This window comes from Knoellia sp. Soil729 (assembly GCF_001427985.1).
Lineage (GTDB): Bacteria > Actinomycetota > Actinomycetes > Actinomycetales > Dermatophilaceae > Knoellia.
Genome location: NZ_LMSA01000002.1, coordinates 519,847 through 546,512, shown reverse-complemented (window position 1 = coordinate 546,512; position 26,666 = coordinate 519,847). Strand labels below are relative to the sequence as shown.

The following is a 26,666-nucleotide window of genomic DNA, read 5'->3' as shown; positions in this document are numbered from 1 at the left end:
ACGATCTGCGTTAATAGGGGCATGCACAACCACTTCAACGGCCTGAAGACTGCCGGCCTGTTCGGCCTCATCTGGGTGCTGTTCCTCGCCCTGGGCTGGGTGGCAGCCGTGCAGTTCAACAGCGGCAGCTTCATCTGGATCTTCGCCCTTCTCGGTGTCGCGATGACCTTCTACTCGTACTGGAACAGCGACAAGATCGCCATCAAGGCGATGCGCGCGTTCCCGGTGAGCGAGGCGGAGGCGCCGGCGATGTACCGCATCGTCCGCGAGCTCTCGACCAAGGCCGGGCAGCCGATGCCCTCCCTCTTCATCTCGCCGACCGAAGCGCCGAACGCGTTCGCCACCGGGCGCAACCCCCAGCACGCCGCAGTCTGCTGCACCCAGGGGATCCTGCAGCTGCTCGATGAGCGCGAGCTGCGCGGTGTCCTCGGGCACGAGCTCATGCACGTCTACAACCGCGACATCCTCACCGGCTCGGTCGCCGCGGCGATCGCCGGCGTCATCAGCAGCGTCGGCCAGATGCTGGCCTTCAGCTCGATGTTCGGTGGAGGCAACCGCGACAACAACAACCCCGGTGGTGCCATCGCCGGGCTCGCGATGGCCTTCCTCGCGCCCATCGGCGCCATGTTCATCCAGCTCGCCATCACCCGCACCCGCGAGTACGACGCGGACGAGGATGGAGCCACCCTGACCGGTGACCCGCTGGCCCTGGCGTCGGCCCTGGCCAAGCTCGAAGCCGGTGTCTCGCGCGCCCCGCTCGCGCCGACCAAGGACCTGGTCAACGCCAGCCACATGATGATCGCCAACCCGTTCCGGTCGCAGGACATCTCGCGGCTCATGTCGACCCACCCCCCGATGGCCGACCGCATCGCCCGGCTGCAGGCAATGGCGACGGGCTACCGCCCCAACTGAGCGGTGTCGGTGCCACTGTGAAGGGGTGGCCCGGGCCCGGGCCGTCACCCGTTTCCCAGGAGGTCGCAGTGGCGCGCAAGGTCGGATACATCGTCGGAAGCCTGTCCAAGGACTCGATCAACCGGATTCTCGGCCAATGCCTCATCGCCGTGGCACCGGATGACCTCGAGTTCACCGAGATCCCCATCGCGGACCTGCCGCTCTACAACCGCGACCTCGATGGTGACTACCCGCCGCCGGCGACCGCCCTCAAGGACGCGATCGCCGCGTCCGAGGCGCTGCTCTTCATCACCCCGGAGTACAACCGCTCCATCCCGGGCGCGCTCAAGAACGCGATCGACTGGGCGTCCAGGCCCTGGGGCGAGAACTCGTTCGACCACATGCCTGCCGGGATCATCGGTGCCTCCGTGGGCGCCATCGGCACGGCCGTCGCGCAGCAGTCGCTGCGGGCCTGCCTCAGCTTCTGCAACGCTCGCCAGATGACGGCGCCGGAGGCCTACATCCAGTTCGACCCCGAGACCTACCTGCCCAGTGGCGAGGTGACCGACGCCGCCAGCAAGGAGTTCCTCACGAACTACATGCAGGAGTTCCGCGACCACGTCGAGCGGGTGCTCACCGTGCTGCCCCGCGCCTGAGGAGCCGCTCGCGAGGCTGGTGGGTGCGCACCCGGCGATATGACACGATCCTCGGGTGCCATCCTTGACTCGCGACGAAGCCCGGCAGCGGGCACAGCTCATCAGCGTGAACCGCATGGAGGTCGACCTCGACCTCGACCGCGGGTCGGAGAACTTCGGGTCCACGACCCGGATCAGCTTCTCCTGCAGCACGCCCGGCGAGGCGACCTTCCTCGACGTGCGGTCGGTGTCCACCGAGTCGGTGACCCTCAACGGCGCCGAGATCGCGCCCGACACCATCGTCGACGGGAGGCTTCCCCTCGCCGATCTCGCGGCTGACAACACGGTCGAGGTCGTGGCGACCATGGCGTTCTCGCGGGACGGTCAGGGACTGCACCGCAGCACCGACCCCGCCGACGGCGAGGACTACGTCTACGGACACCTCTTCCTCGATGCGGCGCCCACGGTGTTCGCCTGCTTCGACCAGCCCGACCTCAAGGCGCCCTATGCGTTCACGGTCCGCGTCCCCCGGGACTGGGTCGTCCTCGGCAACGGCCGCGCCACCCAGTCCAGCCCCGGCACGTGGGAGCTGAGCGAGACCCTGCCGCTGGCAACGTATTTCGTCACCGTCTGCGCTGGTCCCTACGTCTCCGTGCGCGACGAGCACGACGGCATACCGCTGGGCATCCACGCCCGCCGCAGCCTGCAGCGCGAGCTCGAGCACCACGCACCGCAGATGTTCGAGGTGACCAAGCAGTCCTTCGACCACTACCACCGCACGTTCGACGTCCGTTACCCGTTCGGTGACTACGACCAGGTCTTCGTCCCCGAGTTCAACGCCGGTGCGATGGAGAACCCGGGTTGCGTGACCTTTCGCGACACGATGCTCTATCGCGGGGCCGTTGCCCGCGAACAGATCCTGCAGCGGAGCAACACGATCGCGCACGAGATGGCGCACATGTGGTTCGGCGACCTCGTGACGATGCGCTGGTGGGACGACCTCTGGCTCAACGAGTCGTTCGCCGAGTTCATGGCCTACACCGCGACGAGCCGCGCCACCGAGTTCACCGACAGCTGGGTCGAGTTCGGGATCTCGCGCAAGCAGTGGGGCTACGCCGCCGAGCGGGCCCCCTCGACCCACCCGGTCGCCGGGTCGCCGGCGCCGGACGCGCGCAGCGCCCTGTCGAACTTCGACGGCATCTCCTACGCCAAGGGCGCGTCCGTCCTTCGCCAGCTGGTCACCCACGTGGGTGAGGAGGCCTTCAACGCCGGCGTCACGGCATACCTGCGTTCGCACGAGCACGGCAACGGTGAGCTGTCCGAGTTCCTCGCGGCGATGGAGCAGACCCACGGCTCGCCGCTCGACGCGTGGAGCGCCGCCTGGCTCGAGACCGCAGGCGTCGACGTCATCGCCCTCGACCGCGACGGCACGATGACCCGCACGTCGCCGGCCGACCACCCGGCCGACCGCCCGCACAGCCTCGACGTGGCGGGCTTCACCGACGGCAACGAGGTGTTCCGCGCGGCCCTGACCCTCGACGAGGCCGAGGTCGCCGTGGACGGCGTGGACCCGGCTGCTGCCGTCCTCCTGCCCAACGCCGCAGACCTGACGTGGGCGATGGTCGACCTCGACGAGGCGTCGTTGGCCGCCCTGCCGTCCGAGCTCGCGCGCATCCAGGACCCGATCGCGCGTTCGGTGCTCTGGGGAGCAGTGCTCACCGGCGTCTTCCGCGGCACTGTCGACCCCGGTGTGGCCTTGGACACCTTCACGGCCGTGTGGCCCCACGAGCGCAATGACGCCCTGATGACTCGCGTGGCGCTGGCGTTCACTGACCGCATCGTGCCGCAGTTCGTCCCGAGCGAGCTGGTCGACGCGGCCAAGGGACGGGTCGCCGGCGCCGCCCTCATGTCGTTCCAGGGAGCCGAACCGGGTTCGGACCAGGCGCTCGTCGCCGCCAGGGTGCTCGCCGCCACGACCTCCGACGAGGACCGTCTGGGTGCGTGGGTCGAGGGCCGGAGCCTGCCCACCGGGCTCGAGGGAGACTCGGACTTCCGCTGGGTCGTCGTGCGCACGATGGCCCGTCTCGGGCTCGCGGACGAGTCGTTCATCGCCGCCGTCGCGGCCGAGGACACCACGCTGTCGGGACACCTGGCCGCCCTGGGAGCGCGTGCTGCCCGGCCCGGCGCAGCCGAGAAGGAGTGGGCGTGGTCACAGATCACGCAGAACCGCCAGCTCTCCAACTACGAGCTCAACGCGCTGGCGACCGGGTTCTGGTCGAGCGGGACGCTCGAGGACCTGCGTCCGTATGCCGCGCGCTACGTCACCGACATCCCTCGCCTCGCGCAGTGGGTCGGCGCCGACGCGCTGGATCGCGTTGCGGCACTGGCGTTCCCGGCACCGGTGGTCGAGTCGGAGACGGTCGACCTGGTTCGCGAGGCGATCGCCCGACCGGACGTGCCCGCTGGTGTCCGGCGGTCCATGGCCGATGAGCTGTCCAAGCTCGAGGAAGCCCTGACGTCGCGAGCCCGCTGGTCCTGAGCCCTGGCTGCCGGAGGGAACCTTGGGGTCCGGAGGGAAATCAACCCTCCGGACCCCCGACGTTCCCTCATGGGGAGCGAATGTTGGGGTGGGGTCAGCGGTAGTTGGTGAACTGCAGCGCCACGTCGAGGTCGGCGGAGTTGAGCATCCGCTGCACGGCCTGGAGGTCGTCGCGCGACTTGCTGGTCACGCGCAGCTCGTCACCCTGGATCTGCGACTTCACGCCCTTGGGGCCCTCGTCACGGATCAGCTTGTTGATCTTCTTGGCGTTCTCCGTCGAGATGCCCTGCTTGAGCGGCACGTCGAGCTTGTACTCCTTGCCCGACAGGCGCGGCCCGGCCTCGGGCACGTCGAGGTGCTTGAGCGAGACCTTGCGCTTGACGAGGTGGGTCTTGACCACGTCGAGGATGGCCAGGACGCGCTCCTCCGAGTTGGCCTGCATGGCGATCGTCTCGCCGGACAGCTCGACCGACGCGCCGATGTTCTTGAAGTCGTAACGGGTCGACACCTCCTTGGCCGAGGAGTTGACGGCGTTGGCGACCTCCTGCTTGTCGAAGTTGCTGACGATGTCCATGGAGCTGTCGGCCACGGGTCCTCCTCGATCGGGCGCCGGCATGCTGCTTCGGGGCGCGGTTTCGTGCTTGGGTGGTTGGCTTGCTATCCTTCCACGCGCACGGCGGGTTGCCCGAGCGGCCAATGGGAGTGGACTGTAAATCCATCGCGAAAGCTACGAAGGTTCGAATCCTTCACCCGCCACCAGTGCAGACAGAGGGCCCTCGACCAGCGGCAACGCCGGTCGAGGGCCCTCTTCGTTGTCAGGGCCGAGAGGCGCTGCTCAGTAGGGCTCGCGGGGCAACGTCGGCGCCGTCGCGGCCTCGAGCGCGGCATACAGCTGGTCGAGGTCGGAGTAGCGACGGTTCTCGGGGAGGCGGGCCAGCTCCCACAGCACCCGTGACGGCGCGTGGCGCTGGACCAGCAGCGCCTGGAGCTCGTCGCGGGTCGCCGGCAGGCAGCGGTCGGACAGGTACTCGTCCAGCTGGGGACGCAGGTCCTGCGACACCGGGGCGGACCACGACGACTCATGGTGCAGTGGCTGTGTCGTACTCACGGCTGCTCCTCCGTCTCTCCTGCGCCGCCTGATGCTTCGGGGCGAGGCCCTGTTGGTTCGATATACCCACGCTGCCGAGCCCCACACGGGCCCCACGTCACGAAACGGTCACCATGCGCACGAGCAGGGCAATCGCCTACCCGGCGTGGTGAACTCGGTAGGAAACGGGTAGGACGACGTGAGGAGCGTGCCCGTGCGCCCGACGTGAGGAGCGACATCTGTGACGTTCATCGATGGCATCGAGCTCGTGGGCAAGACCGTCGACACGGCGGGGGTGGCCGTGATGGTGCTCGGTGCCCTGGTCGCCATGGCTCGTGCCGTCCTGTGGCTGTCGCGGAAGCAGGCCAACACCTACCGCCGGTTCCGGCAGGAGCTCGGGCGGTCCATCCTCCTGGGGCTCGAGCTGCTCGTCGCAGCCGACATCATCCGCACCGTCGCCGTCACCCCCACCCTGGAGAGCGTCTTCGTCCTCGCCCTGATCGTCGCGATCCGCACGTTCCTCAGCTTCTCCCTCGAGCTGGAGATCACGGGACGGTGGCCGTGGCAGAAGGCGAGCGATCTGGCGACGTCCGACAACGGCTGAGCCGCGGCGGCTGGACCTCCCGGACCGGTCGGCCGGGCGGGCACGGTAGAACTGATCCGATGACGAACTGAGCTGACGACGGAAGGAACGACGCGTATGCCGGTGTGGGCGCAGGCTGGACTCTGGGGACTTCTTGCTGGTGGGGCGCTGGTGGTGGGGGCCGGGATCGCGTGGTTCGTCAAGGTGCCGCAGCGCGTGGTCGCGGTCATCATGGCCTTCGGCGCCGGGGTGCTGATCTCGGCCCTGTCCTTCGACCTCGTCGACGAGGCGGAGTCCTCGGGAGGCCTGGTGCCGACCGCCGTGGGCTTCATGGCCGGGGCCATCGTCTACGTCGCCGCCAACGTGCTGCTCGCGCGCCATGGAGCCCAGCACCGCAAGCGTTCGGGCAAGCAGCAGTCCTCCGAACAGGAGAATCCCGGCAGCGGTGCGGCCATCGCCGTGGGTGCACTCCTCGACGGCATCCCGGAGTCCATCGTGCTCGGCCTGAGCCTGCTCGGCGGTGGCGGCGTGGGGATCCCCGTCTTCGCCGCGATCTTCCTGTCGAACCTTCCTGAGGGACTGTCCAGCGCGGCAGGGATGAAGGCCTCCAAGCGCAGCGCGCGCTACGTCTTCGGGGTCTGGGTGGCGATCGCCGTCGCGTCAGGGCTGGCCGGCCTGCTCGGCGTCCTGCTGCTCCAGGGCGCCTCCCCGGAGACCATCGCCGCGATCACGGCACTCGCGGCAGGCGCCATCCTGGCCATGGTCGCCGACACGATGATTCCCGAGGCGTTCGAACGCACCCATCTGTATGCCGGCCTGGCGGCGACCGTGGGATTCATGGTCGCCTTCGTCCTGGGTCACGCCTGACCCGCTCGGGGCACGATGATCTGCCGCACCTCCGTCCCGGCGTGGAGCCGGTCGAGCGCGAGGTTGAGGTCGTCGAGAGGCACCGAGCGCGAGGTGACGAGCGCATCTGCGGGAAGCAACCCCGCGGCATACAGGTCAAAGAGGCGCGGAAGGTCGCGCCGGGGTACGGACGAGCCCATGTAGGAGCCGGAGATCGACTTCTCCTCGCCGACGAGCGAGGCGATCGACACGCCCACCTCATGGCGGGGGTGGGGGAGCCCGGCCACGACGACCCGGCCTCCCACGCGCGTCGCGGCATAGGCCGTGGCCAGGGCGGCCGGGTGCCCGGCTGCCTCGATCGCGACAGCCACACCTCCACCGGTGAGGTCGCGGACCTGCTCGACCGCGTCGTCGCCGGCCAGGACTCCGTGGGTCGCGCCCACCTCGGCAGCAGAGGCGAGCTTCGACGGCACGGTGTCGACGGCGATGACCGGATGCGCGCCGGCGAGGGCGGCTGCCATGACGGCCGAGATGCCCACCCCGCCCAGTCCGACGACGGCCACGGCCTCACCCGGTCGCACGACCGCGGTGTTGAGGACCGCGCCGGCTCCGGTGAGCACGGCGCACCCGAAGACCGCTGCCGTCTCGAGGGGAACGTCGTCGGGCACCGGCACCAGGGAGCGTGGTGACACCACGGTGAGCTCGGAGAACGCCGAGACGCCGAGGTGTGAGTTGAGCTCGGTCCCGCTCGCGTCTCGGAACGGCCGCCGTCCCGTCACCAGCCTGGCCTCCCGGTTGGCTGCCTGGGCGCCGGCGCAACGCACCGGGTTGCCTCCCGCGCAGTCGGCGCAGTTGCCGCACGAGGGGACGTAGGAGCAGACCACGCGGTCACCCACGGCCACGTCCGTGACCCCGGGCCCGACCTGCTCGACCACACCTGCCGCCTCGTGCCCGAGGACCATCGGCAGGGGACGTGGGCGGTCGCCGTTGACGACGGAGAGGTCCGAGTGGCACAAGCCGGCGGCCACGATGCGCACGAGCACCTCGCCCGGGCCGGGCTCGTCAAGGGTCACCTCCTCGATCCGCAGAGGTCGGGACCGGGCGAACGGCTGGACGTCGCTCGACTGTCGCAGGACGGCGGCTCTCGTCGTGAGGCTCATGTGCTCACTCTCCCTGATGACCCCCGAAACATGCTGGGATGTTTGGCGAGCGGCGCACGTGGGCAAGCAACCTCATGGTGGTCCGCTCGCCGCGGTTGCCAGAGCACGTACGTGGCAACCGTCACCCGCTCCGAAGGGAAGGCACATCATGAGCTCAACACCTCGCGCACGGGGAGCCGACGACGACCGTATGGGTCGGGACCCAGGGCCGTTGGACGGCCGGGACGACACCCGCATGGACACTCGTGACGACAGCCGCTTCGACCGCGACCGCCGCGACGACAGCCGGTCCGACGGCGGCGACCGCCATGACCTGCGCGACGAGCGCCCTGTCGACCGGCGCGTGGACCCCGGACTGGCCCGCAACGACGTCGTCGCGCGGCAGCAGGAGCAGTTCGGCGGCATGAAGTTCGGTGCCGCGTTCTTCGGCTGGCTCACCGCCCTCGGCATGGCCGTGATCCTCACCGCGCTGCTCGCCGCCGTGGGCACGGCTGTGGGGATCGCCAACAACACGACCGCTGAGCAGGCCACCAGCGACGCCACGCAGTCCCCGAGCACCGTGGGCATCGTCGGTGCCATCGCGCTGGGCGTCATCCTCTTCGTCGCCTACTACTGCGGTGGCTACGTCGCCGGGCGCATGGCCCGGTTCAACGGTGCCCAGCAGGGCCTGGCGGTCTGGCTGTGGGCCCTGCTCATCGCGATCCTCGTCGCGGTCCTCGGCGCCGCAGCCGGCAGCAAGTACAACGTGCTGGAGCAGCTGAACGGCTTCCCCCGTATCCCGGTCAGCGAAGGCGACCTCACCACCGCCGGCATCGTGGCCCTCGTCATCGTCGCCGTGACCAGCCTGGTCGGGGCGATCCTCGGCGGCATCGCCGGGACGCGCTACCACCGCCGGGTCGACGACGCCGGTTTCGACGTCGTCTGACGATGCCCGCCTGACCGCGCCCGCGTGACCGCGCTCGCCCGAGAGGGGCCGCCCGAGAACGGCCGCCGGGACGAGCGCGACCTCCGGGCGTGGCACAGTGGCCCGATGGTTGACGGTGGCGTCGCTGGACTGGTGCTCGCGGCGGGAGCCGGACGGCGCATGGGTGGTCCCAAGGGACTGCTCCGGCTCTCGCCGAACGGGCCGTCGCTCGTCGAGCTGGCCGTTGCCCGCTTCCGGGACGCCGGGCTTGAGCGAGTCCTCGTCGTCGTCGGCTCGGCCGCGGCCGACGTGGCGGTGCGCGCGCGGCGAGCCGGTGCGGACGTCGTCGAGGCACCCGACTGGGACGAGGGCATGGGCGCCTCGCTGCGCCGCGGCCTCGTGGCGCTCGAGTCCACCGATGCCCGCGCCGCCCTGCTCATGCTCGTCGACCTGCCCGACGTGGGCGCTGACGTCCACACGCGCATCCTGTCGTCGGTCGAGGGTGGGGGAGGGTCAGGCCTCGACGGGGTACTCGTCCGCGCGGCCTATGAGGGGCGTGCCGGTCACCCGGTCCTGCTCGGCCGGGAGCACTGGCGACTCGTGTCGACCCAGGCCGTCGGCGACCGCGGCGCCCGGGCCTACTTCGAGGCGCACCCGCCTCGTCTCGTGGAGTGCGGTGACCTCGCGACCGGTCGCGACATCGACCGTCCCGCGGACATCTGACCCAGGTCGTCCTCTTCCGGCCGCGCTCGTGTGACGATGCTCGGTATGAACCTCGCGTCCGCCACCACCGCCGAGCTGCGGGCCGCACTCGAGGGGACCGGCTACCTCGTCGACGACGAGCTGGCGACCATCACCTGGCTGGCGACCCGGCTCTCGCGTCCGCTGCTGCTGGAGGGGGAGCCCGGCACCGGCAAGACCGCGCTCGCCGAGTCGCTGGCCCAGGCGGCGGGTGTGCCGCTCATCCGGCTCCAGTGCCACGAGGGCATCGACGCGAGCCAGGCGCTCTATGACTGGGACTTCCCGCGCCAGATCCTGCACCTGCGCGCGGTCGAGGCCGTCGACGGCGCCACCTCCCTCGCGGACGTCGAGTCCGACCTCTTCGACGAGCGGTTCCTCCTCGCCCGGCCGATCCTGCGGGCCCTGCGCGAGGCGCCGGCCGTGCTTCTCATCGACGAGATCGACCGCGCCGACGACGAGTTCGAGGCCTTTCTCCTCGAGGTGCTGTCGACCTGGCAGGTGAGCATCCCCGAGCTCGGCACCGTGAGTGCCTCCACGCCGCCGCTCGTCGTGCTCACGTCCAACCGCACCCGCGAGGTGCACGACGCCCTCAAGCGGCGCTGCCTCTACCACTGGCTCGAGCACCCTTCTCTCGAGCGCGAGCTGGCGATCGTGCACTCGCGTGCCCCCGAGGTCCCCGAGGCCCTGGCCACGCAGGTCGTGCGCGCCGTGCACGGCATCCGCACGGACCACGAGCTGCTCAAGCCGCCGGGGGTCGCCGAGACACTCGACTGGGCGCGGGCGCTGCACGAGCTCGGGGTGCGTGAGCTCGACACCGCCTCTGCCGCAGCCTCACTGGGTGTCGCCGTCAAGTACCGCGAGGACTCCGACCGCGTCCGAGCCTCCCTCGACCGGCTGCTCGCCCGGTGACCACCGCTCGCCCGCCCGAGGAGATCCTGCTCGGCTTCGCCCGGGCGCTGCGGGCTGCCGGCGTGGACGTCACCGCGGACCGTGAGCGCACCTACCTGACCGCCGTCGCCATGGTGGGGCTCGAGGACCAGGCCGGCGCGTATGCCGCCGGGCGCGCGACCCTGTGCGGCTCACCGTCCGATCTCGAACGCTTCGACCTCGTGTATGCCGCGTGGTTCGGTGCGCAGCGTCCCGCGGCAGCGCGGCGGGCACCGAACCGGCCACCCGCAACGATGGCGGACCTGCGTGACGACGAGTCGCGGGGTGACGGCGTCGACGACCCCGACGGCGAGGACGTCCGTGCCCGCGCCAGTGCGACGGAAGTGCTGCGGCGCAAGGACATCGCGTCGATGTCGGCGCGGGAGCGCGCGACGATGACCCGGATGTTCTCGACCCTGCGGCCCCGGCCCCCACGGCGGCGCACCAGCCGGATGACCGGCGCTGGCCGTGGCCGCGTCGATGCCCGTCGCACGATGCGCGACATGCTCCGGCGTCAGGGTGAGCCGGGCGCCATCCGCTGGCGTGAGCGCTCCGAGCGACCTCGGCGCGTGGTCGTCCTGCTCGACGTCTCCGGGTCGATGAGTGCCTACGCCGATGCCCTGCTGCGGCTCGCCCACGTGTGGTGCCGTGGTCCCGGCCAGGTCGAGGTCTTCACCATCGGGACCCGCCTCACCCACGTCACCACTGCGCTGCACCAGCTCGACTCCGACCGGGCGCTGGTCGCCGCCGGCAACACCATCCCCGACTGGTCCGGCGGGACCCGGCTGGCGCACGGGCTCAAGGCGTTCCTCGACCGCTGGGGGAGGCGCGGCATGGCCCGAGGCGCCGTCGTGGTGCTCGTCAGCGACGGCTGGGAGCGAGACCAGCCGGAGGCGCTCGCCGAGCAGATGCGCCGACTCCACGCCCTCGCGCACCACGTCGTGTGGGCCAACCCGCACCGGGGGCACCCGTCCTACCAGCCGGTGCAGCAGGGCATAGTGGCTGCTCTTCCCTACGTTGACTCCTTCGTGGCCGGTCATTCGATGGCCGCGTTCGCCGAGCTCCTGGAGGTGGTTGAGCATGCGTGAGGTGCTCAGTGAGCTGCGCGACTGGTGGGAGGCCGGAGAGTCGGTGGCCCTGGCCACCGTCGTCGACACCTTCTACTCGTCGCCGCGACCGGCCGGAGCATCCATGCTCGTCGGCCCCGATGACACGGTGGTCGGGTCCGTCTCGGGCGGGTGCGTCGAGGGAGCGGTCTACGAGCTCGGCCAAGGTGTGCGCGCCTCTGCCACAGCGGAGCTCGCGCACTACGGCGTGTCGGACGACACGGCATACTCCGTGGGTCTCACCTGCGGGGGACAGCTCGACGTCTTCGTGGAGAAGGTCGACCAGGAGAGCTTCCCGGAGCTGGGCTCGGTCGCCGACGACATCGAGGCCGGTCGCCCCGTCGCCGTCGCGACGGTCATCGAGCACCCCGACCCCGACTGGGTGGGCCGACGGCTCGTCGTGCGACCGGACTCCGCGACCGGCGCGCTCGGCAGCGCCCGGGCGGATGCCGCCGTCACCGACGACACCCTGGGAGCGCTGGCTGCCGGGACGACCGAGACCCTGACCTACGGCCCGGACGGTGAGCGTCGCGGTGAGGGCATGCGGGTCTTCGTCGCCACCCATGCGCCCAGGCCCCGGATGATCGTCTTCGGTGCGATCGACTTCGCCGCGGCTGTCGCCGAGGTCGGCAAGTTCCTCGGCTACGCCGTCACCGTCTGCGACGCACGTCCGGTCTTCGCGACCCCTGCGCGGCTGCCCGCCGCCGACGAGGTGGTCGTCGCCTGGCCGCACAACTACCTGCGCGAGGAGGCGGCTGCCGGGCGCATCGACGGCCGGACGGTGCTGTGCGTGCTCACCCATGACCCCAAGTTCGACGTTCCACTGCTCGAGGTCGCCCTGCGGCTGCCTGAGGTCGCCTACGTCGGGGCGATGGGGTCACGTCGCACCCACGACGACCGGATGGACCGGCTGCAGGAGGCCGGGCTCACGGAGTCCGAGCTGAGCCGGCTGTCCTCGCCGATCGGGCTCGACCTCGGGGGCCGCACCCCTCAGGAGACCGCGGTGTCCGTGGCGGCCGAGATCATCGCGTTGCGCTGGGGTGGTCGCGGCGACCGTCTCGCGGTGCGCGGAGGACCGATCCACTCCTGACCGGTGGGCAATTTCGCCGATTGCTTGTCAGAAGCGGTTGAACCGGACAGGATCCAAGGACTTGCAGCATCCGCTCACGGCGAAGGGTCACAGATGACTCGGATCACGGTCACGGTCGACGGCACGTCCTACAGCGACGAGGTGGAGCCACGCATGCTCCTCGTGCACTACCTCCGAGAGGCGGTGGGCAAGACCGGGACGGTCATCGGCTGCGATACGAGCAACTGCGGCGCCTGCACGGTGCACCTCGACGGTCGCAGCGTGAAGTCGTGCAACGTGCTCGCCGTCCAGGCCGACGGTCACGAGGTGACGACCATCGAGGGGATCGCCGTGAACGGCGAGCTGCACCCCATGCAGAAGGCGTTCCACGAGTGCCACGCCCTCCAGTGCGGCTACTGCACCCCGGGGATGATTCTGCAGGCCATCGACGTGCTCAACGAGAACCCCCACCCCTCCGAGGAGGAGATCAGGGTCGGTCTCGAGGGCAACCTCTGCCGGTGCACCGGCTACCACAACATCGTCAAGGCCGTGCAGCAGGTGGCCGGCCAGGACTCCCCGGTGGAGCAGCCCGAGGGCGCGACGGCAGGGGTGCAGTCATGACCGCTGTCGACGACCGCCCCGAGGCCCAGTCCGCCGAGATCGGCAAGGCTCGGCGCCGCAAGGAGGACCAGCGGCTCATCACCGGTCGCACGAAGTGGACCGACAACATCCACCTGACCGGGATGCTCCACCTCGCGATGGTGCGCAGCCCGCTGGCCCACGCGACGATCACCAACATCGCCACCGACGGGGCGCGCTCGGCCTCCGGCGTCATGGCCGTCTTCGTCGGTGCGGACATCGCCGACATCCAGGGCCTCAACATCACGGCGTGGCCCGTCACGGCCGACCAGAAGTCGCCGGACCACCTGCCCATGGTGCTCGAGCACGTCGCGCACGCCGGCGAGATCGTCGCCGTCGTGGTGGCCCGCACCGCTGCCGAGGCACGCGATGCCGCCGAGCTGGTCGACGTCGACTACGACGAGCTCCCTGCGGTCCTCGACCTCAAGGAGGCGGCGACCGACGCGGTGCTCGCCCACCCGTCGCTCGGCACCAACAAGTCCGCCTTCTGGCAGCTCGACTCCAAGGAGGGCGGCACCGGGGAGGACGTCGACGAGGCCATCGCCAAGGCCCGCGAGGACGGCATCGTCATCGAGCGCGAGTACCGCCAGCAGCGCCTCATCCCGGCGTTCATGGAGCCCCGGTCCACGGTCGTGGACCCCACCGGCGAGCAGGTCACGATGTGGTCCTCCACGCAGGTGCCGCACATCCTGAGGTTCTGCATCGCGGCCACGACGGGCCTGCCCGAGTCCAAGATCCGGGTCATCGCCCCTGACGTCGGAGGTGGCTTCGGCGGCAAGCTGCAGACCACCCCCGAGGAGTTCGTCACCCTCGCCGTCGCGCGCAAGCTCGGCCGACCCTGCAAGTACACCGAGACCCGCTCCGAGACGATGGTCTCCGGGCACCACGGCCGCGACCAGTGGCAGAAGCTCACCCTGTCCGCTGAGAAGGACGGCACGGTCACCGGCCTCAAGGTCGAGCTGCTCGCCGACCTCGGCGCCTATGCCGCGATCGTCGGCGGCGGTGTGCCGGTGCTGGGCGCCTGGATGTACAACTCGATCTACAAGTTCCCGGCCTACCGGTTCAACACGACGAACCTCTACACCAACAAGACCTGGGTGGACGCCTACCGCGGTGCAGGGCGGCCCGAGGCCACCTTCGCCATCGAGCGGATCATGGACGAGCTCGCGGCCGAGGTCGGCGTGGACCCCCTCACGATCCGTGAGCAGAACTGGATCACGCACGAGGAGTTCCCGTTCACGAGCGTGGCCGGGATGACCTACGACTCCGGCAACTACGAGGCGGCGACCGCCAAGGCCAAGGAGCTCTTCGGCTACGACGAGCTCCGGGCCGAGCAGCAGGAGCGCCGCGACTCGAACGACCCCGTCCAGCTCGGCATCGGCGTCTCGACCTTCACCGAGATGTGCGGGCTCGCGCCCTCCAGGGTGCTCGGCTCGCTCAACTACGGTGCTGGCGGCTGGGAGTCGGCAAGCATCCGCATGCTCGCGACCGGCACGGTCGAGGTCATCACGGGCACGTCGCCGCACGGCCAGGGTCACGAGACGGCATGGAGCCAGATCGTGGCCGACCGCCTCGGCGTGCCCTTCGAGAACGTCGAGGTGCTCCACGGCGACACCCAGATCGCGCCCAAGGGCATGGACACCTACGGGTCCAGGTCCCTCGTCGTCGGAGGTGAGGCGCTCGTCCTCGCCGCCGACAAGGTCATCGAGAAGGCCAGGCCGATCGCGGCCCACCTGCTCGAGGCCAACATCGACGACCTGGAGTTCGCGAGCGGGTCGTTCTCGGTCAAGGGCACCGACAAGGGCATCAAGCTCACCGACATCGCCCTCGCGACGTTCGCGGGTCACAACCTGCCCGACGGGGTCGAGCCGACCCTCGACGCCGACGCGACGTTCGACCCGGTGAACTTCTCCTTCCCGCACGGCACGCACCTGTGCGCGATGGAGGTCGACACCGAGACGGGCGCGACGAAGATGCGCAAGTACGTCTGTGTCGACGACATCGGCGTCATCATCAACCCACTCATCGTCGAGGGCCAGGTCCACGGCGGGCTCGTGCAGGGCATCGCCCAGGCACTGTGGGAGGGCGCGGAGTACGACGAGCAGGGCACGCTCGTGTCGGGCTCCTTCGTCGACTACACCCTGCCCACGGCAGCCGACACGATCAGCTTCATCACCGACCACACGACGTCACCGGCCACGTCGAACTCGCTCGGCACCAAGGGTGTCGGCGAGGCGGGCACGATCGCCTCAACGCCAGCGGTCGTCAACGCCATCGTCGACGCGCTGCGGCCGTTGGGCATCAACGACATCACCATGCCGTGCACGCCCGAGCGGGTGTGGACCGCGATCCAGTCGGCGGGCTCCAACCAGTCCGAGCCGACGCCGACCGAGGTCCAGCCGCACTTCGAGGAAGGCTCGGGCAACCAGGACGATCCCGGCACAGCCACGCAAGGAGCAGGCCAATGATCCCCGCAGCCTTCGACTACCTCGCCCCGACGTCGGTGGCCGATGCTCTGGCGGCTCTTGCCGAGGCAGGTGACGACGCCAAGGTGCTCGCCGGCGGCCAGAGCCTGCTACCCATCCTGCGCATGCGCCTCAGCGCCCCCGAGAAGGTCATCGACCTCGGGCGCATCGAGGAGCTGCGCGGCATCAGGGAGGACGGTGACCACATCGTCGTCGGCGCGACGACGACCTACACCGACGCCCTCGCCTCCGACCTCCTGCGCGAGCACGCCGCGGTCCTCCAGGACGCGATCAAGGAGGTGGCCGACCCCCAGATCCGTCGTCGTGGAACCCTGGGTGGCGCCCTCGTGCACGCCGACCCGGCCGGCGACGTCGGTGCCCCCGCGCTGGCGCTCGACACCGAGTTCGTCATCACGGGCAGCGCTGGCGAGCGGACGGTCGCGGCTGCCGACTTCTTCCAGGACCTCTTCGAGACGGCTGTGGGGGAGGGGGAGCTCCTCACCGCCATCCGCATCCCCAAGCACACGGGGTGGGGTGCGCACTACGAGAAGTTCGTCCGAGTCTCCCACCAGTGGTCGATCGTCGCCGTGGCGGCGACCATCCGCGTCGAAGGTGGCTCCATCGCGGAGGCGCGCATCGGCCTGACCAACATGGGCTCGACACCGCTGCGGGCCACCGCTGTGGAGTCGGCCCTCGTGGGCGTGGCCGCCACGGACGAGGCGGTGCGTGAGGCCTGCGCGGCGGCGGCCGAGGGCACGAACCCTCCGAGCGACCTCAACGGCAGCGCCGACTACCGGCGGGCGCTCGCGCCGATCCTCACCCGGCGCGCCGTGCTCGCGGCTGCGGGAGCCTGACGTGGAGCTGCACCACGAGTTCACCGTGCCGGCAACTGCCGACTACGCCTGGGAGACGCTGCTCGACCTCGAACGCGTCGGCAGCTGCTTCCCGGGCGCCACGGTCACCGAGGTGTCGGACGACGGCTTCTCGGGCACCGTCAAGGTCAAGCTCGGTCCGATTGCTCTGGTGTATGCCGGGTCCGGCACCTTCACCGAGCGCGACGCCGCTGCGCGGCGGGCGGTCATCGAGGCCAAGGGCAAGGACAAGCGTGGCAACGGCACGGCCGGTGCCACCGTGACGCTCCAGCTGTCGCCGGAGGGTGACCAGACCAAGGTCGAGGTCGACACGGATCTCGCGATCACGGGCAAGCCGGCGCAGTTCGGCCGGGGCGTGATGCAGGACGTCTCCGACAAGCTGCTCCGCCAGTTCGTCGACTGCATCGAGAGCCAGTTCGCGGCGCCCGAGGCGGAACCTGAGCCACCAGCAGCAGCCGCGGTCGGGGCAGGTGAGTCGGAAAGCGTTGCAGCGCAGGCGGATCGGACTCCGGCCCCGAGCCCCAGCCCGCGGCCGGCGCCTCGGCCGACGTCGCCCGTGGACGACGCCATCGACCTCGGCGCCGTGGCGCTGCCGTCGGCGGTCAAGCAGTGGGGCCCGTATGCCGTGGCTGCACTGGTCGGTGCCCTGTTCGGCTACGCGGTCGGTCGCCGCGGCTGAGCGGAGATCAGGCCGCCCGGCCCCAGGAGTCCACGTCGTGGCTGCTGCGGCGGTGGTCGGCGTCATGGACCGCCGGGTGGCGGTAGTCGTCGACCCAGGGTGCGGACCCGTGGCGACGGTTGCTGCGCTCGAGGGCCCAGACGAGCGCGACGAGCAGCGCGGTGGCGAGGAGGGGGGCCATGGTGGAGGTGAAGGTGCTCATGGCACAAGTTTGATGCTCATGCAGATTCTGCCACGAGTGGCAGACCTGACACTCTTGCACAAGATGCTGCCACCCTGCCATGCTGACCCGATGGCCCTTCGCTCCGTCGCCGTCGTGCTCCAGGATCCCGTTGCCCTCTTCGAGTTCGGGGTCCTCTCGGAGGTGTTCGGGATCGACCGCACCGACGACGGCGTGCCGGCCTTCGACTTCCGCGTCTGCACCGAGGACCCGGCCGAGCCGTTGCGGGCCGACGGCGGTGTCGTCCTCTCCGCACCCCTGGGTCTGGAGGCGACGACGGACGCCGACCTCGTGGCCATCCCGGCCAGCAACGCGGCATACGCGCCGTCAGAGGCCGTGAAGCAGGTGGTGAGGGACGCCGTGGAACGCGGCGCCCATGTCCTGTCGGTCTGCTCGGGCGCGTTCACGCTCGGTGCGGCCGGCGTCCTCGACGGGCGCGAGTGCACGACCCACTGGAGGTACAGCGACGACCTCGCGGCGGCCTACCCGCTGGCGCACGTCAACCCGGACGTCCTCTATGCGCACGACGGCAACGTCATCACGAGCGCCGGGACCGCGGCCGGGGTGGACGCCTGCCTGCACCTCGTGCGCAGCGAGCACGGCGCTGCCGTGGCCAACCGCATCGCCCGCCGCATGGTGGTCTCGCCGCACCGGGACGGCGGCCAGCGGCAGTTCATCGACCACCCGGTGCCGATGACGGAGTGCGAGAGCATTGGCCCGGTGCTGCAGTGGCTGCTGGAGCACCTCGAGGAGCCGCACACCGTCGGCGACCTGGCTCGGCGTGCGGCGATGTCCTCGCGCACGTTCGCGCGCCGGTTCGTCTCGGAGACGGGCACGACGCCGCACCAGTGGCTCACCGACCAGCGGGTGCTGCGGGCGCGCGAGCTGCTCGAGGAGACGGACCTGTCCATCGAGCAGATCGCCGGCGATGTCGGCTTCGGGAGCGCGGCGCTGCTGCGTCACCACTTCGCGCAGGGCACGGGCCTCACGCCGACGGTCTTCCGCACACGCCACCGCACCCCCGCCTGACACGACGGTGCGGCACAGCCGCCGTCCACGAAGCAGTCGAAAGTAGACAAAGTCCCGCCTCCCGCTACTGGAGGCGGGACTTTGTCTCCTCTCGACTGGTCGGGAAGGCTCCGATCTTCACGAGATCTCCACAGGTCGTGCCCACGTGCTGCGGGCGTTCGCTCCTACTGTCGGTGTCATGAGCGGAGTGGGAGCAGGCGCAGCGCGGGGGATCCGCCGATGAAGGACACGACAGTGCTGGTGGTCGAGGACGAGCCGACCATCAACCAGGCCGTGACCGACCGGCTGCGCGCCGAGGGCTACACCGTGCACCAGGCGCACGACGGCCCCGCCGCGGTCGAGGCGTTCACCGAGCACGACCCGGACCTCGTCGTCCTCGATGTCATGCTCCCCGGCTTCGACGGCCTCGAGGTCTGCCGCCGCATCCAGGCCGTCCGCCCCGTTCCCGTGCTCATGCTCACCGCCCGCGACGACGAGACCGACATCCTCGTGGGGCTCGGGGTGGGCGCCGACGACTACGTCACCAAGCCGTTCCGCATGCGCGAGGTCGTGGCGCGCATCCACGCCCTGCTCCGCCGCGTCGAGCGCGCCGCCGAGCTGGCAGCCACACCCGCACCGACCACCCGTGTGGGCACGGTGCAGATCGACGGACCGGCCCGCCGGGTCACGGTCGACGGCGCCGAGGTCCACCTCACCCCGCTCGAGTTCGACCTCCTCGCTGCGCTCGCGGCCACGCCGGGCGCTGTGCGTTCACGGGAGCAGCTCATGGGCGAGGTGTGGGGCTGGTCGGACGCGTCAGGCACCCGCACCCTCGACAGCCACGTGAAGTCGTTGCGCGCCAAGATCGGCGCCTCCAGGCTGCGGACGGTTCACGGCGTGGGCTACGCCCTGGAGACGTCGTGATCACCGACGAACCCCTCGAGAGTGTCGGCTCGATCAAGGTCAAGCTCGGTGTCCTCGTCGGAGCGAGCGTCGTCGTCGCCGCACTCTTCGCGACGATCGGCGACCGCGCCGGGATGCCGCTCTGGCTCACCCTCCCCGTCACCGTCGCCGTGGCCCTCGCCGTCACCCAGTGGCTGGCCCGCGGCATGACCGCACCGCTGCGCGAGATGACGCACGCGGCGAGCCGCATGGCGGCGGGCGACTACGGCCAGCGTGTCTCGACCGCGTCCACCGACGAGGTCGGGCAGCTCGCGCGCGCCTTCAACGCGATGTCGTCCGACCTCGCCGACGCCGACCACCAGCGTCGCCAGCTCATCGCCACCGTCTCCCACGAGCTGCGCACCCCGCTGACCGCCCAGCGCGCCCTCCTCGAGAACCTCGTCGACGGCGTCGTCCAGCCCGACGACGCGGCCCTGCGTGGAGCGCTCACCCAGTCCGAGCGGCTGAGCGACCTCGTCGGGGACCTGCTCGACCTCTCGCGCATCGATGCCGGCGTGGCACCGCTGCGCCTCGAGGAGGTCGGCGTCGCGCAGCTCCTGCGCGGAGCGGTCGCCGAGGCGGAGCTGGGCTCGCGCACCGTCCATTTCGTATGCCGTGTGCTCCCCGAGGACCTCACCGTCACCGCCGACCCCGCTCGCCTCGCACAGCTCGTCGCGAATCTCCTCGACAACGCAGCCCGGCACAGCCCGCCGAACGGCGAGATCGCGCTCGTGGCAACGGCGCTCGACGACGACAGCTGGTCACTCGAGGTGACCGATGACGGCCCTGGCATCCCCGCGGACCAGGCCGCCAACGTCTTCAGCCGCTTTGGGACCGGCGACGACTCCAGCGGCGGCACGGGTCTCGGCCTCGCCATCGCCTCCTGGGTCTGTGAGCTGCACGGCGGCTCCATCCAGGTCCTCCCCACGCCCACCGGCGGACGAGGCGCGCGGCTGCGCGCAGTCCTGCCACGGCATACGACAACCCTTGCGCGCTCGGCGACCGTGCCGAGCACCCAGCCGACCACGGAGGTCACCATGACGACCACTCCCGCACGGCCCCCGGCCGTGCCGCAGCCACCGACTGGCGCCGCGACGTCCGCCGCACCCGACAGGGCGGGTCCGCCCCCGTTCACGGACCAGGTCTTCGGTCGGTTCTGGCCGGAGTCGGGCCTGGGACCCCAACCACAGCTGCTCATCGGTGCACTGCTCCTCGGCCTGTTCGCGTCGATCACCTTGCCCGAGAGGCGCATTGGCCTGGCCGTGGGCTTGGTCGCACTCCTCGCCGCCGCGCTGATGCTCTGGGCGTCGAAGGAGAGGAGGAGCCCGTGGGCCATCACCTGCATCGCGGTGGGGATCGGCCTCACCGCCATGACCGTCCTGCGTGCCACGGAGTGGATCGCCGTGCTCTCGCTGATGCTCGCCGCCCTGCTCCTCGCGGCAACGGTCACCCGGGCCAGGTCGTTCGTCAGCATCCCGCTGTCCGCGGCGTCCTGGGTGCTGTCCGGGCTGCGCGGCCTGCCGCTGCTCGGCCGCACGCTCACGGCGACGAGCCGCATGCCGCTCATGTGGCCGGTTCTGCGGACCGCGGCGATCGCGGCGGTGGGACTGGTCCTCTTCGGTGGCCTGTTCGCCTCCGGTGACGCAATCTTCGGCTCATGGGCGCAGTCGCTGGTCCCGGACCTGCGCTGGGACTCGATCATCGCGCGCATCTTCGTCTTCGTCTTCGTGGCCGGAGTTGCGCTTGCCGGGGCCTATCTCGCGCTCAACCCGCCGCCGATCGCCGACCTCGACGTGCCGAGAGGGGCACCAGTGCGCCACCGCTGGGAGTGGCTCGTGCCGCTCGGCGTCGTCATCGCGCTGTTCGTTGCGTTCCTCGTCGCGCAGGCCACCGCGATGTGGGGCGGTCACGAGTACCTGCGGAAGACCACGGGGCTCTCCTATGCCGAGTACGTCCACCAGGGTTTCGGCCAGCTGACCACGGCCACCTTCCTCACGCTCGTCGTCGTCGGCATCGCCACGCGCAAGGCTCCGCAGCAGACCGCCTCGGACCGGCTCGTGCTCCGAGCAGCACTGGTCGGGCTGTGCGTCCTCACCCTCGCGGTGGTGGCGTCGGCGCTCTATCGGATGAGCCTCTACCAGGAGGCCTACGGCTACACCGTCCTGCGGGTCTTCGTCGACGGGTTCGAGCTGTGGCTGGGGCTGCTCATCGTCCTGATGATGGTGGCGATCGTCCGGCTCAAGGGGACCTGGGTGCCTCGGGCAGCGCTCCTCTCGGGTGCCGTGTTCTTCCTGGCGTTCGGCCTGATGAACCCGGACGGCTGGGTCGCCCAGCGCAACATCGACCGGTTCCAGCAGACCGGGAAGCTCGACACCTACTACCTCGCCGGGCTCGGGGTGGACGCCACCCCTGCGATCGTCGCGGGCCTCGACGAGAAGCAGGCAGCCTGCGTCGTCACCTGGCACATGGAGAAGAGTTCTGACCGCAGTGACGGCGTGCTCGAGTGGAACCTCGGGCGTGCCCGCGCCTTCGACGCCACGCAGGGCAAGGACCTCACGGCAGACCCGGCGTTCTGCCGGCAGTTCGGTGACGGCTTTGTCCCCACCGGCTCCGGCTCCGAGATCTTCGACTGACCGCGCCGGCACCCCTGACCGAGGCTCCGAAGCGAGGCCAGCGCCTGACCTGGGAGGGCGAGAAACGGCATACGGGAGCGCTTGGATGTGTGAGAGTGGCGCCGTGTCCTCGCAACCAGTGACAGATACGCGCCTTGAGCTGCGCAGTGATCCGAGCGAGATCACCCACATCGTGTGCTGTCGCGACCCTGAATGGAAGAACACGTGGTGCGGAGCCGATGCGGACCACGTCAACCCGGCGGCGACGGATCTGTGCTCCATGTGCATCGACGTGGCGACGCAGCGCCTGCCAAGCTTCCTCGCGAACGAGCCAACGATCTGTCCCATGGACTTCGAACGGTGCCCTGACGAGCACGAGGTCGACCTGCGCATTCTGCGCGAGGTCTCCCCGGACTGAGCCGGCGACCCGGCACGAGGGCGGGTGGACGGCATACTCGGCCCATGGACTCGACCACGGTGCTCGTCCTCAACGGCCCCAACCTCAACCTGTTGGGGGAGCGTGAACCCGAGATCTATGGCAGCGACACCCTCGCCGACGTCGAGAACCTGTGCCGGATCGCCTGCAACGCCCAGGGGCTCACGCTCGACTTCCGGCAGAGCAACTCCGAGGGCGTGCTCATCGACTGGGTGCAGGAGGGGCGTCGTGGCATCGCCGGGATGGTGCTCAACGCCGCCGGCTATACCCACACGTCTGTGGCGCTGCGCGACGCGCTCTCAGCGGTGACCGTGCCGCGGGTCGAGGTGCACATCAGCGACATCCATGCGCGCGAGGAGTTCCGGCACCACAGCTACCTCACCGACGTCACCGACCACCAGGTCATCGGGCACGGCGTGGGGGGCTACGTCGAGGCCATCAGTTGGATCGTCGAGCAGCGGGGGAACCACTCATGAAGTACGTCATCGTCGGCATCATCATTGTCATCGCACTCTTGGCTTGGGTGCTCAACCGCCGCGGCTCCAGCGGGCTGGGCGGCAACGGCTCGACCGACACCATCGAGGGGACGACGAGCCCGCACCGCCAGCAGAACCAGGGCGGGTTCGGCAACGGCTGAGTCGGTGACGGTCCCTCCCGGGCGGGCCTGATCAGGCCATGGACGCGGTGACCGCCCGCACCTACGGTGAGTCACCGGGTCCCACCGCGGCCAGGTCGATCGGAGTTCGCCATGTGGTTCCTCATCGGCCTGATCGCCGCGATCGCGGCGCTCGCCCTGTACCTCCGGAGCCGTGGGGCCACGGGCGCCGGCGAGGACGTCTACCCCACTCTCGACCTGAACCCGATGTCGTTCATGGACGCCCGCCAGGGGCAGACGAAGAAGAGGCAGTGACTGCGCCAGCGACTCCGGACACTCGTGACTTCCCAGTATTAGTAGGACGTCCTACTATTTTGACATGACACAGACGTCGCCCGATCTGCACGTGCCCACGAACCCGGTCCGCATCGTCACTGCCTCGAGCCTGTTCGACGGCCACGACGCGTCGATCAACATCATGCGGCGCATCATGCAGAGCCAAGGCGCCGAGGTCATCCACCTCGGGCACAACCGCTCGGTCCAGGAGGTCGTCGACGCGGCGATCGAGGAGGACGTGCAGGGGGTTGCCGTCAGCTCCTACCAGGGCGGGCACGTCGAGTACTTCGAGTACCTCGTCCAGCTCCTCCGCGAGGCCGGCGCCGGTCACGTCAAGGTCGTCGGTGGTGGCGGCGGTGTCATCGTCGCCGACGAGATCTCGCGGCTGCGCGAGGCGGGCGTGACGATCTTCAGCCCCGAGGACGGCCAGCGGCTCGGCCTCGTCGGCATGATCAACACGGTCATCGAGGCCTGCGACACCGACCTGTATGCCGCTGGGCCGGCTGACATCTCGGCCGTCCTGTCCGGGGAGCGCGCCGCGGTCGCCCGGGCCATCACCGGCGCCGAGACGGGCAAGCTCTCCGACGACGACCGCGCCGAGCTCCACAAGGCGGCCGACGCCCGGCACGTCCCCGTCGTCGGCATCACCGGCACCGGCGGCTCGGGCAAGTCCAGCCTCACCGACGAGCTCGTCCGCCGCCTGCGCGTCGACCAGCAGGACAAGCTGCGCGTGGCCGTCGTCGCCGTCGACCCGACCCGTCGCAAGGGCGGTGGGGCGCTGCTCGGCGACCGCATCCGGATGAACTCGCTCGACGGCGACCGCATCCTCTTCCGCTCGCTGGCGACCCGCGGCGGTCGCGAGGTGCCCGAAGCGCTCGAGGACGTCATCACGATCCTCAAGGCCGCGGCATACGACCTCATCATCATCGAGACCCCCGGCATCGGGCAGGGCGACGCGGCGATCGTGCCGTTCGCCGACGTGTCCATGTATGTCATGACGCCCGAGTTCGGCGCGCAGAGCCAACTCGAGAAGATCGACATGCTGGACTTCGCCGACCTCGTGGCGATCAACAAGTTCGAGCGCCGCGGTGCGATGGACGCGCTGCGCGACGTCGGCCGCCAGATGGTCCGCAACCGCAACGCCTTCGGCAAGAAGCCCCAGGACATGCCGGTCTTCGGCACCTCCGCCGCGACGTTCAACGACGACGGCGTCACCGCGCTCTACCAAGAACTGCGGGGGCTGCTGGCCGAGAAGGGCCTCGAGCTCTCCGAGGGCGCCCTGCCGCACGTCGACGTGCGTCACTCGTCGGTACTGCGTCAGATCGTCCCGGCCTCACGCGTGCGCTACCTCTCCGAGATCACCGAGACGGTCCGTGGCTACCACTCACAGACCGAGGCGTATGCCGCCCAGGCGCGTCGCGTGCAGCGGTTCGAGTTCGTGGACGACGAGCTGGCGGCGCTGGGTCACGAGGACCACGAGGTGGACAGGCTGCTCGGCGCTGCTCGCAACGAGCTCCCGGCGGCCGTCGAGGAGGCCATCGAGAAGTGGCCGTCGACCGTTGACGCGTATGCCGGTGACGAGCAGGTCGTGCGCATCCGTGACAAGGAGCTGCACACCTCGCTGGTGAAGGAGTCCCTGTCGGGTAACAAGATCCGCCGGGTCTCGGTCCCGAAGTTCGAGGACCACGGTGACCTCGTGTCGTTCCTCCGCCGCGAGAACCTGCCGGGCTTCTTCCCGTTCACGGCGGGCGTCTTCCCGTTCAAGCGCGACAACGAGGACCCGGCCCGCATGTTCGCCGGCGAGGGTGACCCGTTCCGGACCAACCGCCGGTTCAAGCTCCTGTCCGAGGGGCAGCCCGCGACGCGGCTGTCGACGGCGTTCGACTCGGTGACGCTCTATGGCCGCGACCCCGACCCGCGCCCCGACATCTACGGCAAGGTCGGCACCTCCGGCGTCTCGATCGCGACGCTCGACGACATGAAGGCGCTCTACGACGGGTTCGACCTCACGTCACCCTCGACGTCGGTGTCGATGACGATCAACGGCCCGGCGCCGACGATCCTCGCGTTCTTCCTCAACACGGTCATCGACGGTGAACGGGCGAAGTTCGTCGAGCGCGAGGGACGCGAGCCCAACGAGGAGGAGGCGGCCGGCATACGGTCGACTGCCCTCACGCAGGTGCGTGGCACGGTCCAGGCGGACATCCTCAAGGAGGACCAGGGGCAGAACACGTGCCTGTTCTCGACGGAGTTCTCGCTGCGGATGATGGCCGACATCCAGGAGTGGTTCATCGAGCAGCAGGTGCGCAACTTCTACTCGGTGTCGATCTCGGGCTACCACATCGCCGAGGCGGGGGCGAACCCCATCAGCCAGCTCGCGTTCACGCTGGCGAACGGGTTCACGTATGTCGAGGCGTATCTCGCGCGGGGCATGGACATCAACGACTTCGCGCCGAACCTGTCGTTCTTCTTCAGCAACGGGATGGACCCGGAGTACTCGGTCATCGGCCGGGTGGCGCGTCGCATCTGGGCGGTGGCGATGCGGGAGAAGTACGGCGCCAACGAGAGGTCGCAGAAGCTGAAGTACCACGTGCAGACGTCGGGTCGGTCGCTGCACGCGCAGGAGATGGACTTCAACGACATCCGCACGACGCTGCAGGCGCTCATCGCGATCTATGACAACGCGAACTCGTTGCACACCAACGCTTTTGATGAGGCCGTGACGACGCCGGGCCCGGACTCGGTGCGTCGGGCGCTGGCGATCCAGATGATCATCAACCGCGAGTGGGGGCTCGCGATGAACGAGAACCCCCTGCAGGGCTCGTACGTCATCGACGAGCTGACCGACATGGTCGAGGCGGCGGTGCTGGAGGAGTTCGACCGGATCTCGGAGCGCGGGGGAGTGCTCGGGGCCATGGAGACGGGCTACCAGCGCGGGAAGATCCAGGACGAGTCGATGCTCTATGAGCACCGCAAGCATGACGGGTCGCTGCCGATCATCGGGGTCAATACCTTCCGCAAGCCGGAGGGTGATGACGGTGGCACGCCGCAGCACGTCGAGCTCGCCCGTGCGTCAGAGTCCGAGAAGGAGTCCCAGCTGGCACGGGTCCGGGCTTATCGGGAGGCGCACTCGGTCGAGGCCGAGGAGGCGCTGGGCCGGCTGCGGGAGGCGGCTATGTCGGGTGACAACGTGTTCGCGGTGCTCATGGATGCGGCGCGGGTGTGCACCCTCCAGCAGGTGACGGATGCCTTCTTCGAGGTGGGTGGCCAGTACCGCCGCAACGTCTGATTCGGCTGATACGTTGGGCCGACATCCATCATGAAGTGGACGTCGATCGCGGTCCCAGTAGAGCGTCACTCCGCCCACAGTGGGC

26 protein-coding genes and 1 tRNA gene are annotated in these 26,666 nt (G+C 69.8%); 23 read left to right on the top strand and 4 right to left on the bottom strand.

The annotated features are described in order from the left end of the window. The first annotated feature begins 21 nt into the window (after positions 1 to 21). From htpX to pepN, 3 genes are all read left to right on the top strand, one after another. Positions 22 to 912 carry a zinc metalloprotease HtpX gene (gene htpX, locus ASG74_RS07595; protein ID WP_056140994.1) on the top strand — a complete coding sequence of 297 codons (891 nt, stop codon included), beginning with the start codon at positions 22 to 24 and terminating at the stop codon, positions 910 to 912. Between the two features lie 68 nt (positions 913 to 980). Further along, the gene (locus ASG74_RS07590; protein WP_082569588.1) at positions 981 to 1,547 is read left to right on the top strand and encodes an NADPH-dependent FMN reductase; all 567 of its coding nucleotides are present in this window, start codon (positions 981 to 983) and stop codon (positions 1,545 to 1,547) included. Positions 1,548 to 1,602: 55 nt separating this feature from the next. Then, a complete protein-coding gene (gene pepN, locus ASG74_RS07585; protein ID WP_056140989.1) occupies positions 1,603 to 4,065 on the top strand; it encodes an aminopeptidase N in 2,463 nt (820 codons plus the stop codon). 94 nt (positions 4,066 to 4,159) lie between these two features. Here the strand turns inward: pepN and ASG74_RS07580 are convergent, their stop codons facing one another. Next, positions 4,160 to 4,654 carry a YajQ family cyclic di-GMP-binding protein gene (locus ASG74_RS07580; RefSeq protein WP_056140986.1) on the bottom strand — a complete coding sequence of 165 codons (495 nt, stop codon included), beginning with the start codon at positions 4,652 to 4,654 and terminating at the stop codon, positions 4,160 to 4,162. 86 nt (positions 4,655 to 4,740) lie between these two features. Here ASG74_RS07580 and ASG74_RS07575 point away from each other — a divergent pair. Continuing rightward, positions 4,741 to 4,824 (top strand) — tRNA-Tyr (locus ASG74_RS07575). Positions 4,825 to 4,900: 76 nt separating this feature from the next. Here ASG74_RS07575 and ASG74_RS17145 read toward each other — a convergent pair. Then, positions 4,901 to 5,173: a DUF2795 domain-containing protein gene (locus ASG74_RS17145; protein ID WP_162252789.1), complete on the bottom strand. Its 273-nt coding sequence runs from the start codon at positions 5,171 to 5,173 to the stop codon at positions 4,901 to 4,903. 220 nt (positions 5,174 to 5,393) lie between these two features. On the opposite strand from ASG74_RS17145, the gene ASG74_RS07565 reads away from it, so the two are divergent. Next, positions 5,394 to 5,756: a DUF1622 domain-containing protein gene (locus ASG74_RS07565; protein ID WP_056140981.1), complete on the top strand. Its 363-nt coding sequence runs from the start codon at positions 5,394 to 5,396 to the stop codon at positions 5,754 to 5,756. Between the two features lie 96 nt (positions 5,757 to 5,852). Next, positions 5,853 to 6,602, top strand: a complete 750-nt coding sequence (locus tag ASG74_RS07560) for a ZIP family metal transporter (protein ID WP_056140979.1) — start codon at positions 5,853 to 5,855, stop codon at positions 6,600 to 6,602. On the opposite strand, the gene ASG74_RS07555 is transcribed toward ASG74_RS07560, so the two are convergent. After that, positions 6,593 to 7,741, bottom strand: coding sequence for a zinc-binding dehydrogenase (locus ASG74_RS07555; RefSeq protein ID WP_056140976.1), 1,149 nt, complete (start codon positions 7,739 to 7,741; stop codon positions 6,593 to 6,595). The two genes, ASG74_RS07560 and ASG74_RS07555, sit on opposite strands and share 10 nt — an antisense overlap. A 235-nt stretch (positions 7,742 to 7,976) precedes the next feature. On the opposite strand from ASG74_RS07555, the gene ASG74_RS07550 reads away from it, so the two are divergent. The 9 genes from ASG74_RS07550 (at position 7,977) to ASG74_RS07510 (ending at position 17,143) form a co-directional block, all read left to right on the top strand. Continuing rightward, positions 7,977 to 8,666: a hypothetical protein gene (locus ASG74_RS07550; protein ID WP_056140974.1), complete on the top strand. Its 690-nt coding sequence runs from the start codon at positions 7,977 to 7,979 to the stop codon at positions 8,664 to 8,666. A gap of 105 nt (positions 8,667 to 8,771) precedes the next feature. Continuing rightward, complete coding sequence (locus ASG74_RS07545; RefSeq protein ID WP_056143311.1) at positions 8,772 to 9,368, top strand: nucleotidyltransferase family protein; 597 nt, start codon at positions 8,772 to 8,774, stop codon at positions 9,366 to 9,368. 45 nt (positions 9,369 to 9,413) lie between these two features. Further along, the gene (locus ASG74_RS07540) at positions 9,414 to 10,295 is read left to right on the top strand and encodes an AAA family ATPase (RefSeq protein WP_056140971.1); all 882 of its coding nucleotides are present in this window, start codon (positions 9,414 to 9,416) and stop codon (positions 10,293 to 10,295) included. After that, positions 10,292 to 11,401, top strand: coding sequence for a vWA domain-containing protein (locus tag ASG74_RS07535; RefSeq protein ID WP_056140968.1), 1,110 nt, complete (start codon positions 10,292 to 10,294; stop codon positions 11,399 to 11,401). The genes ASG74_RS07540 and ASG74_RS07535 overlap by 4 nt, the downstream gene beginning before the upstream one ends. After that, on the top strand, positions 11,394 to 12,509 hold the full coding sequence (locus ASG74_RS07530; protein ID WP_056140964.1) for an XdhC family protein: 1,116 nt from the start codon (positions 11,394 to 11,396) through the stop codon (positions 12,507 to 12,509). The genes ASG74_RS07535 and ASG74_RS07530 overlap by 8 nt, the downstream gene beginning before the upstream one ends. Before the next feature lie 93 nt (positions 12,510 to 12,602). Beyond that, positions 12,603 to 13,109, top strand: coding sequence for a (2Fe-2S)-binding protein (locus tag ASG74_RS07525; protein ID WP_056140961.1), 507 nt, complete (start codon positions 12,603 to 12,605; stop codon positions 13,107 to 13,109). Beyond that, complete coding sequence (locus ASG74_RS07520; protein WP_056140958.1) at positions 13,106 to 15,595, top strand: xanthine dehydrogenase family protein molybdopterin-binding subunit; 2,490 nt, start codon at positions 13,106 to 13,108, stop codon at positions 15,593 to 15,595. The genes ASG74_RS07525 and ASG74_RS07520 overlap by 4 nt, the downstream gene beginning before the upstream one ends. Beyond that, positions 15,592 to 16,446, top strand: a complete 855-nt coding sequence (locus ASG74_RS07515; RefSeq protein ID WP_056140952.1) for an FAD binding domain-containing protein — start codon at positions 15,592 to 15,594, stop codon at positions 16,444 to 16,446. Before ASG74_RS07520 ends, ASG74_RS07515 begins: the two co-directional genes overlap by 4 nt. Before the next feature lies 1 nt (position 16,447). Then, positions 16,448 to 17,143 carry an SRPBCC family protein gene (locus tag ASG74_RS07510; protein WP_056140950.1) on the top strand — a complete coding sequence of 232 codons (696 nt, stop codon included), beginning with the start codon at positions 16,448 to 16,450 and terminating at the stop codon, positions 17,141 to 17,143. A gap of 7 nt (positions 17,144 to 17,150) precedes the next feature. On the opposite strand, the gene ASG74_RS07505 is transcribed toward ASG74_RS07510, so the two are convergent. Further along, positions 17,151 to 17,345, bottom strand: coding sequence for a hypothetical protein (locus ASG74_RS07505; protein WP_056140947.1), 195 nt, complete (start codon positions 17,343 to 17,345; stop codon positions 17,151 to 17,153). Between the two features lie 90 nt (positions 17,346 to 17,435). Here ASG74_RS07505 and ASG74_RS07500 point away from each other — a divergent pair, with 90 nt between their 5' ends. From ASG74_RS07500 to icmF, 8 genes are all read left to right on the top strand, one after another. Then, positions 17,436 to 18,392 (top strand): helix-turn-helix domain-containing protein, encoded by a 957-nt coding sequence (locus ASG74_RS07500; protein ID WP_056143306.1) that lies wholly within the window; start codon positions 17,436 to 17,438, stop codon positions 18,390 to 18,392. A gap of 219 nt (positions 18,393 to 18,611) precedes the next feature. Then, positions 18,612 to 19,295, top strand: coding sequence for a response regulator transcription factor (locus ASG74_RS07495; protein ID WP_056140943.1), 684 nt, complete (start codon positions 18,612 to 18,614; stop codon positions 19,293 to 19,295). Further along, positions 19,292 to 21,946, top strand: a complete 2,655-nt coding sequence (locus ASG74_RS07490) for a DUF4153 domain-containing protein (protein ID WP_056140942.1) — start codon at positions 19,292 to 19,294, stop codon at positions 21,944 to 21,946. The genes ASG74_RS07495 and ASG74_RS07490 overlap by 4 nt, the downstream gene beginning before the upstream one ends. 103 nt (positions 21,947 to 22,049) lie before the next feature. Then, positions 22,050 to 22,343: a hypothetical protein gene (locus tag ASG74_RS17140; RefSeq protein ID WP_156465320.1), complete on the top strand. Its 294-nt coding sequence runs from the start codon at positions 22,050 to 22,052 to the stop codon at positions 22,341 to 22,343. 44 nt (positions 22,344 to 22,387) lie between these two features. Beyond that, on the top strand, positions 22,388 to 22,837 hold the full coding sequence (gene aroQ, locus ASG74_RS07485; protein ID WP_056140939.1) for a type II 3-dehydroquinate dehydratase: 450 nt from the start codon (positions 22,388 to 22,390) through the stop codon (positions 22,835 to 22,837). Then, a complete protein-coding gene (locus tag ASG74_RS17135; protein ID WP_156465319.1) occupies positions 22,834 to 22,998 on the top strand; it encodes a hypothetical protein in 165 nt (54 codons plus the stop codon). The genes aroQ and ASG74_RS17135 overlap by 4 nt, the downstream gene beginning before the upstream one ends. A gap of 111 nt (positions 22,999 to 23,109) precedes the next feature. Continuing rightward, positions 23,110 to 23,271 (top strand): hypothetical protein, encoded by a 162-nt coding sequence (locus ASG74_RS17130; protein ID WP_156465318.1) that lies wholly within the window; start codon positions 23,110 to 23,112, stop codon positions 23,269 to 23,271. A gap of 64 nt (positions 23,272 to 23,335) precedes the next feature. After that, the gene (gene icmF, locus ASG74_RS07480; protein ID WP_056140936.1) at positions 23,336 to 26,581 is read left to right on the top strand and encodes a fused isobutyryl-CoA mutase/GTPase IcmF; all 3,246 of its coding nucleotides are present in this window, start codon (positions 23,336 to 23,338) and stop codon (positions 26,579 to 26,581) included. Positions 26,582 to 26,666 lie beyond the last annotated feature (85 nt).